General features: G+C 70.0%; 12 protein-coding genes and 3 pseudogenes. 5 read left to right on the top strand and 10 right to left on the bottom strand.

Features of this window, described 5'->3' with window-relative positions; all coding sequences use genetic code 11:
• Positions 1 to 59 precede the first annotated feature (59 nt).
• The 6 genes and pseudogenes from ACFQO7_RS22480 to ACFQO7_RS22455 form a co-directional block, all read right to left on the bottom strand.
• On the bottom strand, positions 60 to 1,070 hold the full coding sequence (locus ACFQO7_RS22480) for a zinc-dependent alcohol dehydrogenase (RefSeq protein WP_376808191.1): 1,011 nt from the start codon (positions 1,068 to 1,070) through the stop codon (positions 60 to 62).
• A 186-nt stretch (positions 1,071 to 1,256) separates the two neighbouring features.
• The gene (locus ACFQO7_RS22475; protein WP_376808190.1) at positions 1,257 to 2,444 is read right to left on the bottom strand and encodes an ABC transporter ATP-binding protein; all 1,188 of its coding nucleotides are present in this window, start codon (positions 2,442 to 2,444) and stop codon (positions 1,257 to 1,259) included.
• A gap of 446 nt (positions 2,445 to 2,890) precedes the next feature.
• Positions 2,891 to 3,883 (bottom strand): Acg family FMN-binding oxidoreductase, encoded by a 993-nt coding sequence (locus ACFQO7_RS22470; RefSeq protein WP_376808189.1) that lies wholly within the window; start codon positions 3,881 to 3,883, stop codon positions 2,891 to 2,893.
• Positions 3,884 to 4,011: 128 nt separating this feature from the next.
• Positions 4,012 to 4,419, bottom strand: a complete 408-nt coding sequence (locus ACFQO7_RS22465) for a universal stress protein (RefSeq protein ID WP_376808252.1) — start codon at positions 4,417 to 4,419, stop codon at positions 4,012 to 4,014.
• 101 nt (positions 4,420 to 4,520) lie between these two features.
• Positions 4,521 to 4,670, bottom strand: a pseudogene (locus ACFQO7_RS22460) (universal stress protein); the annotation flags it as partial.
• Positions 4,671 to 4,678: 8 nt separating this feature from the next.
• Positions 4,679 to 5,086 (bottom strand): annotated as a pseudogene (locus tag ACFQO7_RS22455) (phosphoketolase family protein); the annotation flags it as partial.
• 93 nt (positions 5,087 to 5,179) lie between these two features.
• Here ACFQO7_RS22455 and ACFQO7_RS22450 point away from each other — a divergent pair.
• The 3 genes and pseudogenes from ACFQO7_RS22450 to ACFQO7_RS22440 all read left to right on the top strand — a co-directional run.
• Positions 5,180 to 5,374 (top strand): annotated as a pseudogene (locus ACFQO7_RS22450) (universal stress protein); the annotation flags it as partial.
• 103 nt (positions 5,375 to 5,477) lie between these two features.
• The gene (locus ACFQO7_RS22445; RefSeq protein ID WP_376808188.1) at positions 5,478 to 5,837 is read left to right on the top strand and encodes a CBS domain-containing protein; all 360 of its coding nucleotides are present in this window, start codon (positions 5,478 to 5,480) and stop codon (positions 5,835 to 5,837) included.
• 88 nt (positions 5,838 to 5,925) lie between these two features.
• The gene (locus ACFQO7_RS22440; RefSeq protein ID WP_376808187.1) at positions 5,926 to 7,605 is read left to right on the top strand and encodes a GAF domain-containing sensor histidine kinase; all 1,680 of its coding nucleotides are present in this window, start codon (positions 5,926 to 5,928) and stop codon (positions 7,603 to 7,605) included.
• Here ACFQO7_RS22440 and ACFQO7_RS22435 read toward each other — a convergent pair.
• A complete protein-coding gene (locus ACFQO7_RS22435; RefSeq protein WP_376808186.1) occupies positions 7,602 to 8,243 on the bottom strand; it encodes a response regulator in 642 nt (213 codons plus the stop codon). The two genes, ACFQO7_RS22440 and ACFQO7_RS22435, sit on opposite strands and share 4 nt — an antisense overlap.
• Before the next feature lie 133 nt (positions 8,244 to 8,376).
• Between ACFQO7_RS22435 and ACFQO7_RS22430 the strand changes: the two genes are divergently transcribed.
• Complete coding sequence (locus ACFQO7_RS22430; RefSeq protein WP_376808185.1) at positions 8,377 to 9,357, top strand: Acg family FMN-binding oxidoreductase; 981 nt, start codon at positions 8,377 to 8,379, stop codon at positions 9,355 to 9,357.
• Positions 9,358 to 9,370: 13 nt separating this feature from the next.
• Positions 9,371 to 10,309: a universal stress protein gene (locus tag ACFQO7_RS22425; RefSeq protein ID WP_376808184.1), complete on the top strand. Its 939-nt coding sequence runs from the start codon at positions 9,371 to 9,373 to the stop codon at positions 10,307 to 10,309.
• Between the two features lie 994 nt (positions 10,310 to 11,303).
• On the opposite strand, the gene ACFQO7_RS22420 is transcribed toward ACFQO7_RS22425, so the two are convergent.
• The 3 genes from ACFQO7_RS22420 to ACFQO7_RS22410 form a co-directional block, all read right to left on the bottom strand.
• Complete coding sequence (locus ACFQO7_RS22420) at positions 11,304 to 13,331, bottom strand: right-handed parallel beta-helix repeat-containing protein (protein WP_376808183.1); 2,028 nt, start codon at positions 13,329 to 13,331, stop codon at positions 11,304 to 11,306.
• 203 nt (positions 13,332 to 13,534) lie between these two features.
• Complete coding sequence (locus ACFQO7_RS22415; RefSeq protein ID WP_376808182.1) at positions 13,535 to 14,089, bottom strand: DUF624 domain-containing protein; 555 nt, start codon at positions 14,087 to 14,089, stop codon at positions 13,535 to 13,537.
• Between the two features lie 144 nt (positions 14,090 to 14,233).
• Positions 14,234 to 15,187 carry a carbohydrate ABC transporter permease gene (locus ACFQO7_RS22410; RefSeq protein ID WP_376808181.1) on the bottom strand — a complete coding sequence of 318 codons (954 nt, stop codon included), beginning with the start codon at positions 15,185 to 15,187 and terminating at the stop codon, positions 14,234 to 14,236.
• Between the last annotated feature and the right edge of the window lie 5 nt (positions 15,188 to 15,192).

Raw genomic sequence — 15,192 nt, 5'->3', positions numbered from 1 at the left:
CGGGTTCGGCGCAGACGAGACCGGGCGGGCCGCGTCGGCGGCCCGCCCGGCCCGTCGGTTCACAGGCGGAACACGACCCGGGCGGTGATGCTGGAGGCCAGGATCTCCTCGATCGTGTCGTTGATCTCGTCGAGGTCGCGGATCTCGTACTGCACGCTGGTGCGTCCGGCAGCGTGCAGGGCGAACACTTCGGCGAGGTCTGCTCGGGTGCCGACGATGGAACCGATGATCGTCAGGCCGCCGAGGACGGTTTCGAACACCGGCAGGCGCATGATGTTGTCCTTGGGCAGCGATACCAGCACCAGGCGGCCGCCGCGGCGCAGGCTGGCGTGGGCCTGCTCCAGCACGGTGGGGCTGGCCGCGAGCACGACGGCGACGTCCGCGCCGCCGAGGGCTTGGATGGCGGCGACGGGGTCGGTGTGCGCGGCGTTGATCGTGTGGGCGGCGCCGAGCTTGCGTGCCAGGGACAGTTTCTCCTCGGTGAGGTCGACGGCGATGGCGTCGCCGCCGAAGATCTGCGCGTACTGCTGGGCGAGGTGGCCCAGCCCGCCGATCCCGAAGATCGCGACTCGTTCGGTCGGACGGACCCCGGCGACTTTGATCGCCTTGTAGGTGGTGACGCCGGCGCAGGTCAGCGGGGCGGCGTCGAATGGGCTGACGCCTTCGGGGACCTTGACGACGTGGCGGGCGTAGGCGACGGCGAACTCGGCGTGGGCGCCGTCGAAGCCGTAGCCGGTGTTGCGCTGCGACTCGCACAGCGTCTCGCGTCCGCTGACGCAGTACTCGCAGGTGCCGCAGCTGTATCCGAGCCACGGCATGGCGACGCGGTCGCCGATGGCGACCTCGGTGACGCCGCGGCCGAGGCGTTCGACGATGCCGACGCCCTCGTGGCCGGGGATGAACGGCAGCACCGGTTTGACGGGCCAGTCGCCGCGGGCGGCGTGGATGTCGGTGTGGCACAGGCCGCTGGCCTCCACCCGGACGAGGATCTGTCCGGGGCCGGGCTGGGGGATGGGCACGTCGCCGACGGTGAGCGGGGCGGCGAAGTCGGTGACGACGCAGGCGCGCATGACTGCTCCTTTCTCCTTCACCTTTCGGTGGTTTCGCCTTTGAGCCTCGTCCGCTACCTGAGCCTGGTCACGGGTCTGTGGACCCGGTCCGGTGGGACGTACGTCCTGACCTGTCAGCTGCCGACCTGCAGACGCCCAGCTGTGCCGCCGTTGCAGCGGCACAGCCGGGCGCCGTGAAGCAGCTGGTCACGCCGCCGGGCAGCTGGCCTTGTCCACTCGCAGGGCCACACCGGTGCCAGCGTCGAACAGGTACACCTGCTCCAGGTCCAGCGCCAGGGTGAGTTCTTGGCCGGCGGTGATGGTGACGTCGGGTGCCAGCCGGGCGGTCCACATGGCGGTCAGTTCGGTGTCGGTCGACCCGGTGCCGGCGCGGATCACGTCGGGCACCGGGAACGGCGGCATGAACAGCACGTTGGTCTCGTCGCCGAGAGCCTCCACCGTGATCGCGGTGACCGTGACGTCAGCCTGCCCGGCCGCAGGCGCGCCCAGGTTCAGCGCCGCGGGTCGAAGGCCGACGACGACGTCGTGCCCGGTGTCGGTGTTCAGCCCGGCCAAGCGGTCGAGCAGCGCGGTGGGCACCTGCCAGTGGTGTCCGCCCAGCACCAGGACCGGACCGTCCGTGCCGGCCTCGACGCGTCCGAGGGCCAGGTTCATGGCAGGTGAGCCGATGAATCCGGCGACGAAGACGTTGACCGGGTGGTGGTAGAGCTCCTGCGGGGTGCCGACCTGTTGGATGCGCCCTTCGTGGAGCACCGCGATGCGGTCGCCGAGGGTCATGGCCTCGACCTGGTCGTGCGTGACATACAGCGTGGTGGTGGCCTCGCGCTGGTGCAGGCGCATCAGCTCCCCGCGCATGGCCACCCGCAGCTTCGCGTCAAGGTTGGACAAAGGCTCATCCATCAGCAGGACCTTCGGGTGGCGGACCATGGCGCGGCCCATCGCGACACGCTGGCGCTGCCCGCCGGACAGCGCTGCGGGTTTGCGGTCCAGCAGGGTCTCCAGCGCCAGGACGTGAGCGACCCGCTCGACCTGCGCGGCGGCCTGCTCACGCGGGGTGTGGGACATGCGCAGGCTGAAGCCGAGGTTCTCGGCGACGGTCATGTGCGGGTACAGGGCGTAGCTCTGGAAGACCATCGCGATGTCGCGGACCTTCGGCGGCAGGTACGTCACGTCGGTGCCGTCGATGCTGATGCCACCGTGATCGGGGTCTTCGAGCCCGGCGATCAGGCGTAGCAGCGTGGATTTGCCGCAGCCCGACGGACCGACGAGGACCAGGAACTCACCGTCGCCGACGGTGAGGCCGACCTCGTCCAGCACAGGGCGGCTCGCATTGGGGAACGTTTTGGTGAGCCGGTCGATGACGACGGTGGCCATGGGGTGTCACCTCTGTTCGGTGCCGCTCGTGGCGGCGAGGGGGTGAAAGGTTCGATGCCAGACTCATCCCAGCCGCGGCACCCAGGGCAGGGCCGGAGGTCTCTGCCGCGGGCGTCTTTGTGCCCGCCCTGCGCGGTCGCCGTGAGCCGGCGACCGCCAGCGGCGCGGGCCGAAGAGCGCACTTAGGCGACGCCAGGTGCACGACCACTGTTGCGCTCAGCGGCCGTCGGCGCGAGATGCGCGAGTGGTGTCGGGCCACGGTCCGCGTGCCGTACCGGTCTCGGTCGCAGCGACAGCCGTGGCGGGGGTGAGGCCGTGGCGGCCGTTGACGGCGGGAGCGGGGTGAACAGCGCGGTCATCTGCGTGTCCTTTCTCGTCGGTTGACGTCTTCATACGACCGCTCGCGGCGGGCCGCGCACAGTGCCGGCCGACCCGACCCGGTGGGACTAACGGCTCCCGCCGGCCGGGACCGACGCCACGGGCGGCAGCATCACGTCTTCGACCGGCCGCCGTGGTGTGGTGCCGGCGGCCACGGCGTAGCCGGCGCGCAGCAGGATGTGCGGCGATCCGGCGCGGTGCAGCCCGAGTCGCATCTGCTCGCGGATCGCGGGCACGTCGACCGGCTGCGACATCAGCGACGTCGCCAGACCGCTGGCGGTGGCGGTCAGCAGGACCCGCTGCAGGGCCTGGCCGGCTTGCAAGTCGTCGCTGGGCGTGTCGCCGTAGGCGCCGAGCACCGCGATGAACGGCTCGGATTCGTAGTCGCGGCCCGGCGGGCGGGGCGGCCCGCCGAAGTCGCGGCGGGTGAGCAGGTCCTGGGGTTCGGGTGCGGGACCGCCGGCGTCTCGCGGCACGCCGTCGGGGCTGGGCTGGTCCCGGATCCATGCGGCGAGCTCGGTGCGGTAGCCGGGGGTCGCCTGAAGAATCCGGTCGGCGGTGTCGACGAGTTCGGCGATCATGTTCTGGGCGACGGGTCCGACGATCAGGTCAAGCCAGCACCCTTCGACGCGGGCCGCGTCCAGCAGCCGGGCCCGGGTCTGCAGCGGGATGGCGGTGTCGAGAAACGGGCTGCGGTTGCTGTGCCGGCGCTCGACAGCGGTGTAGAGGTCCTGCTCGACCGGCGTCGCGGCCCGCGGGCCGACCGCACGGATCGTCGCAAGATGCAGCGGATCGTCAGGATTTGGCCGCAGGACGGTTTCGGACGCCCAGCCCAGATACGCCAGCGCGAGACGGGCGTTGAAGATCGCCGCTCCGCAGGACAGCCGCAGCGCGCGTCCGTCGGCGTCGGTCAGCGGCAGTTGCCGGTCCGGGTCGGCGTACACGCTGATGCTGTCGTCGCTGAGGCGAAACCGCCACGGCTGGGTGTTGTGCACCGACGGCGCCCGCACAGCGGCGCGGACCGACGCAGGCAGGGCCGTGTGCAGAGCTGCTGGTGTCATCATGGTCTCCACTGTCGCGGCCGAACGAGCAGCAGGTCAGGGCCGTTGGTCCCGACCCTTCGGGACCTCGGACAAGCTCCACCGGTCCGGCTTCACGGGTGAAGCCGGACCGGTGGGGTCGGTAGCGCTCAACGGATGACGGCCACCGGGCACAGGGCGTGATGCAGCAGCGCCTGGCTGACCGAGCTCAGCATCATCCCGGCGGCTCCGGCATGGCCGCGGCTGCCGACGACGACGAGTCCGGCCTCGGCCGACTCCCGAACCATTGCCGCGCCCGTCGCCCCGGTGCGGATCAGCCGCCCGATCACCGGCACGTGGGGGTAGTGCCGCTTCGTTGCGGACAGGGCGTCGTCGAGCCGCTGCTGGGCCGCGAGTTCGGGCGCCGACCGGTCGTACTCACCGGCCAAGTCGCCGCCGGGCGCTGCCATCGACGCCCAGCAGTGCACCGCCACCAGGCCGACGCCTCGGGCGTGAGCATGGGCGAAAGCGGCCTCGACGACCTCGGCGCAGCCCGGGGCGGCGTCGACACCGACCAGGATGGGTGCGTCTGCTGCGGGCTGCTCGCCGCCGGGTGGGCGCGGATGACCAGCACCGGGCCGTGCGCGTGGGCGGCGACCTGGGCGCTGACCGACCTGAGCAGCAGCTCGGTGAACCCGCCGATACCGCGGCAGCCGACGACGGTCAGCAGCGCCGTGCGGGAAGCGTCGATGAGCACGGGTGCTGGACGGCCGACGACGACGTGCACGTCGACGTCCAGGCCGCGGTGGTCTGCCCGCAGCCGCTTCACCTGGTCTGGCGGATGTAGGCGGTGTGCTCGGTGCGCTTGTCGACCATCGCCTGGCGTAGCGCGGCGGCCTTGCGGGCCAGGCCGGGCACCCGGTCGATGACGTCGATGACCAGGTGGAAGCGGTCCATGTCGTTGCGGACCAGCATGTCGAACGGTGTGGTCGTGGTGCCTTCCTCCTTGTAGCCGCGCACGTGCAGGTGCTCGTGGCCGGCTCGGCGGTAGGTGAGGCGGTGGATCAGCCACGGGTAGCCGTGGTAGGCGAACACGACCGGCCGGTCGGTGGTGAAGATCGCGTCGTACTCGGCGTCGGGCAGCCCGTGGGGGTGCTCGGTCTGCGGCTGCAGCCGCATCAGGTCGACCACGTTGACGACCCGGATCCGCAGCTGCGGCAGGTGTTCGCGCAGCAGGTCCGCGGCCGGCCTGCTGCCCGGAACGGTCGCCCTCATCTGGCGGACAGCCCGCCGGCACCGCCCCCACCGTCGATAATTGGTACAGACAGGAGCCGAAGCGAGCACCTCGTCTACGGCCGGCCCGGACGCATCCTCGTACAGCTCAGCGAGCTGGCGCAACTGGTCGTCGTCGGCGCGCGCGGCCGCGGCGGTTTCGCCGGGCTGCTGCTCGGGTCGGTCAGCCAGCAGGTTCTGCACCACGCCGCCTGCCCGGTCCTGGTCGTCCCGGACCCGAGGACCGATCGCAGGAGCTGACCTCAGGCACTCGAGAACGGGGAGCACCATGACAGCGGCATCTGATCCAAACCAGGTTCCGGCTGCGTCCTCGACACAGGCACAGACTGCGGTCCGTGACGTGATGAGCGCACCCCCTGCGCAGGTGAGCGCCTCGGCAACGCTGGAGCAGGCCCTGGCCGCGATGGCCGGGACAGGGCTACGTCACCTCGTGGCCGTCGACGAAGCCGGACGCTGCGCCGGAATCCTCAGCGACCGCGCCGTCGTCGCGGCGTGGGCGTCCGACCCGGGGTCGCTGTCCCGACGCCGGGTGGCGAGTCTGCTGGACAGCACCGCTGCCGCCGTCGACGCCGACGCGCATGTCGTCGACGCGGCCAGGCACATGTGTGCCGGCCACGTCGACGCCGTCGCGGTCGTCGACCGCCGTGGCTGCGCCATCGGCGTCATCACCGGCAGCGACCTGGTCAACCTGCTGACCCGCTGACCACCGCACCTAGGCCGCGACCCCGGCGCCGATGCCCGGCCACATCGCGAATCGGGCATGGCCGCACCCACACCAGGGCCATAGCATCATGGCTGTGGAACAGCAGTGGACATCGCTTGGCTTGTCGCCTCTTTCGCGCGTGCAACTCGACGAGTTGCTGCAGGAGCTGCTGGACCGCGTGTCGGAGGTCATGGCCAGCCGCGAGCGGCTGCGCAGCCTGCTCGACGCCGTAGTCGGCATCGGCACCGACCTGGATCTGCGTTCCACCCTCGAACGGATCGTGATCGCGTCCTGTCGCCTGGCTGACGCCAAGTATGGCGCGCTCGGCGTACTCGGCCCCGACGACCGCCTGGTGGAGTTCATCACCCACGGCATCTCACCCGAGCAGCACGCGGCGATAGGTGACCTGCCCACCGGCCATGGTGTGCTCGGCCTGCTGATCAGCCACCCCGAGCCGGTGCGGATGCCAGACATCTCCACCCACCCGCGATCGGTCGGTTTCCCGCCCAACCATCCGCCGATGCACAGCTTCCTGGGCGTGCCGATCCGGATCCGCGACCAGGTGTTCGGCAACCTGTACCTGGCCGACAAGCACAACGGGGCTGAGTTCACCGACGACGACCAGGAGATCACCATCGCGCTGGCCGCCGCGGCGGGCGCGGCGATCGAGAACGCGCGTCTGTACGCCGTGGCGCAGCGCCGGCAGCGGTGGCTGGCCGCCACCGCCGAGATCATCAACTCGCTCGGTGAGGACACGACGACCGCTGAAGCGCTGGCGCTGGTGGCCCGCCGCGCCCGCGAGGTCGCCGAAGCCGAACTCGTCGCAGTGCTACTGCACGAGGAGGACAACGCGACCCTGACCGTGGCCATCGTCGACGCCGCCGAACCCGTCCCCGGCCTGGCGGGAGCAGTCCTGCCGGTAGCCCAGACGGGGTTCGCGCCGGTGCTGTCCAACCAGCAGGTCGTGTCCTTGGAGCAGCTCGGCAAGGCCGCGCCCTGGCCGGTGGCGGTGCCAGACATCCGCGGTATCGCAGCGCCGTTCGCGACCGGGCAGGGTGTGCTGCTGGTCGCCTACACCGGTGCGGCGCGAGCCGAGGACGAGCTGCTGCTGACCGCGTTCGCCGGACAGGCCGGCCTGGCGCTGCTGCGCGCCCAGGCCCGCGAGGACCGCGAGCAGCTGCTCGTGCTGTCCGACCGTGAACGCATCGCCCGCGATCTGCACGACGTCGTCATCCAGCGGCTGTTCGCCACCGGCCTGCAACTGCAGACCGTCGCGTCGATGGTCTCGGCCCGCCCGGAACTGGCGAAACGGATCGAATCGGCGGTCGACGACCTGGACAGCACCATCCGTGACATCCGCGGCGCGATCTTCGAGCTGCGCAGCCCCGCCGGGCAGTCGCTGCGCGCTGAGCTGCGGACTCTCGTCGACGGCGCGGCCGCATCGCTCGGATTCCGTCCGGACCTGGTCCTGGACGGGCCGGTCGACAGCGCCGTGCCTGACCAGATGCACGCCGACCTGCTCGCCGTCATCCGTGAAGCGCTGTCCAACGTGGTACGCCACGCACACGCCGGACGCGTCCTCGTTGCGGTCGCCGTCGACGGCGGGCGGCTCACCGCGACCGTCACCGACAACGGCAGCGGCGGCGCCACACCCCGCGGCGGGCTGCGCAACCTCGCCGAACGGGCAGCCCTGCACGGCGGGACCCTCACCGTCGAACCCGGCGACCCGGCCGGGACCGTGCTGCGCTGGAACGTGCCCATCGCCTAACGGGGCGGCTGCCCGGTCAGTTTCACCGCGAACACCGCGGCCTGCGTACGCCGCTCCAGGCCCAGCTTGGCCAACAGGCTCGACACGTAGTTCTTGACGGTCTTCTCCGCCAGGAACATCTGCGCCGCGATCTGCCGGTTGGTCAACCCGTCGGCGACATAGCCCAAGATCTTGCGTTCCTGCTCGGTCAGGGACTTGAGCTGGTCCGGTTCGTGCTTCGGGTTGCGGATACGTTCCAGGACCCGCTGCGTGATCGCCGGATCGAGCAGCGACTGCCCGGCGGCGACCCGGCGTATCCCGTCGACCAGGTCCGTGCCCTTGATCTGCTTGAGGACATAACCCGCGGCACCGGCCATGATCGCCGCGAACAGCGCCTCGTCGTCCTCGTACGACGTCAGGATCAGGCCCTTGATGCCCGGGTCGACCGAACGCACGTCACGGCACACGTCGATGCCGCTGCCATCGGGCAGCCTGCCGTCCAGGACCGCGACGTCAGGCCGCAGAGCCGGGATGCGCCGAGTGGCCTCGGCAGCCGAACCCGACTCGCCGACCACCTCGATATCACCGGCGGCTTCGAGCAGGTCACGAAGGCCGCGACGGACCACCTCATGGTCGTCGAGCAGAAACACACGGATCACCCCCGCATTGTCCACCTGCCCCGACTCGCCGCGGAAGGGACCAAAGACCCGTCCGCAGACAGGACCCCCGCCCCTGCCGCCCTGGGCACGCCGGCACTGACCCCGCCCGACGCCGCCGGCGGACAGTGAAACCATGACCGCAGACGAGACGATCGGCGCACCGGCGCTGTATGACGCGGCCCGCACCGCACTCGCCGCGCCGTCGATCTTCAACACCCAGCCGTGGCGCTGGCAGGCCGACACCGAGATGCTGCGCCTGTACGCCGACCGGCACCGCCAGCTGCCCACCGCCGACCCGCAGGGCCGCCTGCTGACGGTCAGCTGCGGCGCCGGCCTGCACCACGCCCGCACCGCCCTGGCCGCCGCCGGCCTCGACGCCGACGTCCGCGAACTGCCCGACCCGGCCGACCCGGACCTGCTCGCCGAGATCCGCATCGTCGGCCCGCACGAGCCGGCCCTGGCCGAACTGCAGGCCCTCGCCGCGATCGGCCGTCGACACACCGACCGCAGGCCGTTCACCACGCAACCGGTCACCGACGCCACCTGCCGGGCACTGACCACCGCCGGGGAACTCGAGCACACCCACGTCCACCTCGTCCGCGCCGACCAGGTAGCGGTCCTCGCCCTCGCCGCGGTCCGCGCCGGCGCGCTGCAGTTGTCCGACCCGGACTACCGCGCCGAACTGGCCGACTGGACGAACCGGCCCCCGTGGAGCGGCGAAGGCGTGTCCACCGAAACCACCGTTCGCGCAGTCGCGCGGCGGGTCCCGATCCGCGACTACGCCCCGTTCGGCGGCGACACCATGCACCCCGGCCGCGACACCGACGCCGGAGCCCGCTACATGGTGCTGTTCACCGACGACGACACCCCGGCCGCCTGGCTGCACGCCGGACAGGCCCTGTCCGCGGTCCTGCTGACCGCGACCGTCCACGGCCTGGGCAGCGCACCCATCAGCGACGTCACCGAGGTCCCCGGCACCCGCGACGAACTGCGCCTCCTGCTGCCCGGCCTCGGTCACCCGCAGGTCTGCGTCCGCGTCGGCTACGCACAACCCGGCCCGCCGGCACCGAGCACCCGGCGGCCCTACGAAGAGTCCATCAACCCCACCCCCTGAACAGGAGACCGACATGACCACCCGGCCGATCCTCGTCGGCGTCGACGGCTCGCCTTCCAGCCTCGCCGCCGCCTCTTACGCCGCCGACCTCGCCGTACGCCGCCAGGCGCCCCTGCACCTGGTGTACGGCTACCTCGGCCCCCTGTACGGCTTCGGCATCGAACCCATGGCCGCGGCGTACTACGACGAGACCGACACCCGCGACGCCATCGACCGTAGCCTGACCGACGCCGTCGAGACCCTGCGCAAGCAGCATCCGACCCTCGACGAAGTCCACGCGCGGCAGGTCGCCGGCGGCCCCGTCCCGACGCTGATCGAGCTGTCCCGAACCGCGGCCGTGACCGTCGTCGGCTGCCGGGGCGTCGGCGGGTTCGCCGAACTGCTGCTCGGGTCGGTGTCGGCGCAGGTCGCCTCCCACGCCCACGGGCCGGTCATCGTCGTGCGCCCCCCAGTGCCCGACGCCACCACCGAGCCCGGCCACGAGCAGCCCACGCCGGCCGCCGTCGCCGCCGGGCCGGTCCTGGTCGGCATCGATGGGTCCATCGCCGCGCAAGCAGCCCTGACCTTCGCCGCCGACGAAGCCATCAGCCGCGACGTGCCACTGGTCGCCACGCACGTGTACTGGCCCCAGCCCTGGCTCCAGCTCGGCGCCGACGACACCGACCGGCAGGCCGAAGCCGAACGCGCCGCCGAGGACCGGGCACAGCGACTGCTGGCCGACGCGACCTCCGCGCTGATCACCGCCCACCCGCAGCTCAAGCTGGAGACCCGCGCCATCCGCAGCCTCAACAGCGAGTACAGCATGGTCGAAGCGTCGCGTGGCGCCACGCTGACGGTCGTCGGCTGCCGCGGCCGCGGCGGATTCGCTGGGCTGCTGCTCGGCTCCGTCAGCGGCGCGCTCGTTCACCACGCCCACAGCCCGGTCGCGGTCATCCACCCGACCGAACACTGAACCTGCGGGCGGGCCCATCCGCATGGGCTCGCCCGCACCTTCCCGATGACCGGCACCCTCACCACCCGCATGCTCCTGCCACCCCCAGGGAGCGACGCAGATCGCCTCACAGCTGCGGCAGCCAACCAGCAGCTGAATTGGCATGAACTCCGTGCGCCCGGCGGCGTTGTTGGCGGCGGTGCCGACGCCAATCCCGAAGCCGAACGTGGCGACGTAGTTCATCGCGCCGAACGCCTTCGCCACGACCCGGCAACGCTCATGCGCTACTACACCCGCGTCAACGCGGTCCGACGCCTGGACGCCGACCACGCCGCGGCACCGGTTACCGGCCAACTGCCGTTCACCGGGGCGATCGGGCCGTCGCTCCAGACCATCCCGCAGCAGACGCGACGGCCCCGGAGCCGGTGCGGTCGTCCGGTTGGAGGAATTCCGATTTGGGCGGGCTTCGGAGTGGAGTCGCTGTCCGGCATGCGGTTATGCTGGGCAAACGCAGTGCGGAAATGGTGCAATCACAGAGCCTTGACTGGGGCACTTTATAGTTCTGGCGACCTCGGCAAACGTTGCCTGGTACACCGCTGACCCTCACAACAACTGGGGGTCAAGGGGTCGTCGGTTCGAATCCGGCCAGCCCGACAGTGTGTAATGTAGGGTAGAGGCCCGTTTCCGAGGTTCCGGGAACGGGCTTCGATGATCTTCGAGACACGGTTTTTACACGTATGAGCGTACGGTTTCACAGACCCCGCCCACGGAACTTGGTATGTCTCACCTGGCGAGGGCATCTTTGATCTTGGTTGTGGCGTGACGCTTCCTGGGTGGCATTCTCAGATGCGCTGACGGCCAGCGGGAATGGCCACGGAAGTCTTCATGATCATGCCTGCGAGATGTGCCGACGGCCCACGCTGTGACCTGACTGCCGTTTGACGGCCATTGAGACGCCTTCCCCGTCGCCCGCGCGGACGCCAAGGCCCCAGAAACCGGATTGTTCAGGACGGTCCTAGCGCCGGCCCGCCGGTTCTGGCGCGGCGAGTATCCGGGTGACGGGCGCCGATGCGGCGAAAGGCCCGGGCACAACCTCACCTCGGAGGATCCCACAGAGGTCGGCGCTCAGGTCCAGGTCAGACCCGTCGGGGTTGGTGTAGCCCATCTCGGCTTGGTAGCTGGTCCCGAGGCGGTCGGTGGTCACCGGGGCGACCACGTGGGTGCCCGGGTGGGTCACCTCGACGCGAAGGGTGCCGGCTGCGGTGTCGAGCACCTCGACTCGCACGGGTGATGCGCCTGTGATGATGGCCGTGGGTTCCGCGCGGAACGGCTCGGCGCCCTCCGCGTAGAGGTTGCCCTCGATCCAGACCGGGAGGCGTGGCCCGGCCATCGCGCTGCCGTGCTCGTTCGGGTACTCCTGCGCCGTCGGGTAGGCGTCGTACTGCGAGGTGCCCACCGGGGTGGGCATGAAGGTGGCCTGCCCGGGCACGCCGTCCATGTCGATCGCGCCGGACCAGAAGCTCGCGAGCGTCGATTCCGGCTGCGGTTCGGTGTGCTCGGCGCGCGCGCCGTCGCCGACGAAGACGTTGTTGTAGAACCGGTTGTCTCCACCGAGGATGTTCGAGACTCCGTAGACGGCCGTGGAGTGCGGGAGGTGGTACGGGGTGTACCGCTGGTGCTCGGTGCAGTTCGCGATGCGACCGGCGATGTAGTTGTGCACGTAGGCGCCGCCGCTGGACATGTCCTTGACCGCCCACGGTGACAGGAACAGGTTCGAGTCCACAAGGTACGGGCCGTGGCAGACCTCGACCATGAAGTCTTCGGAGGTCGAGGCGTAGAAGACGTTGCGCCGCACCAGGGTGCCCTGGGCCTGCCAGTCGAGCCACAGGGCACGGTGCGTGTGATGGATGGTGTTCCCGCTGATCACGGTGTCGATCGCGGCATGCAGCTTGATGCCGGCCACCTCGGCGCCGTGCCACTGACGCTTCACGTGGATGCGGGAGATGTGGTTGTCGCTGATGGTCGAGAACACCGCCCCCAGGTGCCCGACGATGCCGGCCTGCTCGCAGTCCCGGATCGTGTTGCGGCGCACCGTGTGGGAGCCGACGTGATCCCGGTCCCACGGGTGCGGCTCGCCCGCGGCGGGCCCGCGCAGGGCGAGCGCCCGCTGGATCACCTCGCGCTCGCGCTGTGTGCCGCCCTTGGCGCCCTTCGGCCCGGCGGCGGCCTCGTTCTGCCCGGTGCTGGCCTCTTTGCCCAGCGAGACGCCGACGTTCTTCGAGTCGGTGATCGTGTTGTCCTCGATCACCCAGCCCTTCGACCAGTGCGGGCCGATCAGGCCCTCTTGCAGCGCCGTGGGCGGGGCCCACTGCGTGGCGGCCTTCGTCAGGGTGAAGCCGCGCACCGTGATGTAGTCAATGCCCGTGGCGGCGGGCCAGAAGACGAACTTGCGCGCGTTGATCTCGATCTGGTGCTCGGCCGGGTCGGCGCCCCCGAAGTTCGCCCAGATCGTGGTGACGTCGTCGCCCACCTCGCAGTACCAGGTCAGCAGCGAGCCCGCCTGGTCGAACGAGTCGACGGTGACCTCGGGGTGCTCGACGCCGGCCATGGTCGGCGACTCGTACAACGACTTGCCGTCGAGATACACCTCGCCCGTGTGCCAGGTGTTGACCTGGTCGAAGAACCAGTCCCCACCGATGCGCTCGAGGTAGGGGTTGCGCGACCCGAACAGGGAGTTCGGCACGGTCGCCACCCAGACCCGGCCCGCCGGGCCGGCGTGCGGACGCCAGTCGCCGATCACCTCGGCACCCGAGATCGTCACCTTCTCGAACAGGCCATCCGCGCCCAGCGCAGCCTGGTAGGTGATCGGCGCGGCCGCCGTACCGCCGCGCGGCGGGTTCACCCACTCGCGGTATACGCCTTCGTGTACGACGACGGTGTCCCCCGGCTGGGCCAGCGCCGCGGCAGCACCGATCGTGAGCAGGGGGGTCTGCGCGGTTCCGGCGGCGGTGTCGGAACCAGACTTCGCGACGTGCAGCTCCACGCCGGTAACCTCAGCCTCAGGGACGGGGAAAGTAAGAGCGCTGCTGGCCATTGATGATCTCGATTTCTAGAGTGGATTGCCACCGCAGATGGTGTTCGACGAGGCACCCTTGGTGCGTGCGCAGGAGGTCACGACCGTGACACCGGCGTCGGTTGTGACCTCGAGCTGCGACTCGAAATCTGAGCGGCCTCGGCTGGAGAGCGTCAGACCTCCGCCTCCTTCGGCTCCGGTTGCACGTACCCCCGGGCGACGAAGAACCCCTCGAGCAGGTAGCACCACCACAGGAGGATCAGGCCGGGCATCACGAACACCGCGGGCATGAAGTTCCAGATGGCGACGCCCCCGAGGACCACGGCGATCCCGAGCAGGAACGTCAGGCTGGGCGTCGTCAGCCCCAACGTGAGCCCGTTGAGCAACTGGCGCCAGGTGGGGTTGGTGAAGCGCGCTGCGAGGGGAAGGCACCAGAAGACCAGGAGCAGGAGGAAAAGTCCGACGACAATGAGCGGCACCCAGACTTCGGCCAGCCCGAGAGTGGGCAGGTAGGAGAGCGTGAGGATGCCCGCGGCCGCGACCGGGACGGCCAGCAGGCCGATGACGGTCGCCTGCCTCCAGCTCTGCCGCAAGGCCTTCGTGGCGATGGCCCAGAGGCCTGCGTCCTTGCCCAGGACGTAGCGGCGGCACACCTCGTAGGCGACCACCGTTCCCGCTCCCGCCGTCACGACGAGGCCGAGGCTCACGAGCCAGAACAGGCTGATCACGATGACGGAGCCGAGCGAGTCCAGGATGCGCCACAGTCGCGACGCGGGGTGGTAACGGAAGATGGTCGGGGCCTTTCCGTGTGTGGAGTTGCGGGGTGCTGAGGACGGGGTCGGCCTGCCGCGGCAGGAGGGAGCCCGCCGCCGTCAGCCCTTCACGGAGCCGATCACGAGACCGGACACGAAGTGCTTCTGCAGGAACGGGTAGACGAACAGGATGGGGACGGCCGCCACCACGGTGATCGTCGATCGCAGCGCGATCGGTGTGGTGACCTGCCCGCCAGACTGCGCGCTGCCCGTGGCGGCAACGGAGTTCATGCCGGCGTTCATCGAGCTCGCCAGTAGCTTCTGCAACTCGTACTGCAGGGTGGACAACGCCTGATCGCCCGAGTTGTAGAGCAGGGTGTCCAGCCAGGAGTTCCAGCTGGCCACGGCCACGAACAGACCCACCACGGCCAGCGCGGGCTTGCACAGCGGCATCACGATCTGCCACCACATGCGGAACTCGCCCGCGCCGTCGGTCCGTGCCGACTCGATGATCTCGTCGGGGATCGACTTCATGTACGTGCGCAGGACGATCAGGTTGAACGCGCTGATGATCGTCGGCACCCAGTAGGCCTGGAAGCTGTTCAGCATGCCCAGGTCCCTGATGAGCAGGTAGTTGGGGATCAGCCCGGCGTCGAAGTACATCGTCAGCACGAAGATCAGGGTGATCGAGCGGCGGAAGATGAACTCCTTGCGGCTGAGCGCGTAGGCGAGCATCGAGGTGAAGAGCAGGTTTGTCGCCACCACCACGACCGTCTTCAGGACGCTCATGACGAACGCCTGGTAGATCGTGGTCATGTTGAACACGACGTTGTAGTTCTGCAGCGAGAAGACCCGAGGCCAGATGCCGATCCCGCCACGGACGGCGTCGTTGCCGTCGTTGAGGGAGATGGCGAGCGTGTTCAGCAGCGGGTAGATCATGAGCGCCGCGAGGGCCAGCAGGAAGGTCGTGTTGAGCGTCGTGAAGATGATCTGCTCGACCGTCCGCTTGCGACGCCGTGACCCGCCACGTGATGCGCGCCGCGGCAGAGGCTTCGCGACAGTGGTGCCTGACATGAAGT

Source organism: Catellatospora aurea, assembly GCF_042663325.1.
GTDB classification, from domain to species: Bacteria; Actinomycetota; Actinomycetes; order Mycobacteriales; family Micromonosporaceae; genus Catellatospora; species Catellatospora aurea.
The sequence above is the reverse complement of the archived record's forward strand: the minus strand, read 5'-3'. Positions and strand labels throughout refer to the sequence as shown.

Bases quoted from the DNA above. Each gene is read 5' to 3' on its own strand.
- ACFQO7_RS22480 (WP_376808191.1), bottom strand. From the start codon at position 1,070: ATGCGCGCCTGCGTCGTCACCGACTTCGCCGCCCCGCTCACCGTCGGC.
- ACFQO7_RS22475 (WP_376808190.1), bottom strand. From the start codon at position 2,444: ATGGCCACCGTCGTCATCGACCGGCTCACCAAAACGTTCCCCAATGCG.
- ACFQO7_RS22470 (WP_376808189.1), bottom strand. From the start codon at position 3,883: ATGACACCAGCAGCTCTGCACACGGCCCTGCCTGCGTCGGTCCGCGCC.
- ACFQO7_RS22445 (WP_376808188.1), top strand. From the start codon at position 5,478: ATGAGCGCACCCCCTGCGCAGGTGAGCGCCTCGGCAACGCTGGAGCAG.
- ACFQO7_RS22440 (WP_376808187.1), top strand. From the start codon at position 5,926: ATGGCTGTGGAACAGCAGTGGACATCGCTTGGCTTGTCGCCTCTTTCG.
- ACFQO7_RS22430 (WP_376808185.1), top strand. From the start codon at position 8,377: ATGACCGCAGACGAGACGATCGGCGCACCGGCGCTGTATGACGCGGCC.
- ACFQO7_RS22425 (WP_376808184.1), top strand. From the start codon at position 9,371: ATGACCACCCGGCCGATCCTCGTCGGCGTCGACGGCTCGCCTTCCAGC.
- ACFQO7_RS22410 (WP_376808181.1), bottom strand. From the start codon at position 15,187: ATGTCAGGCACCACTGTCGCGAAGCCTCTGCCGCGGCGCGCATCACGT.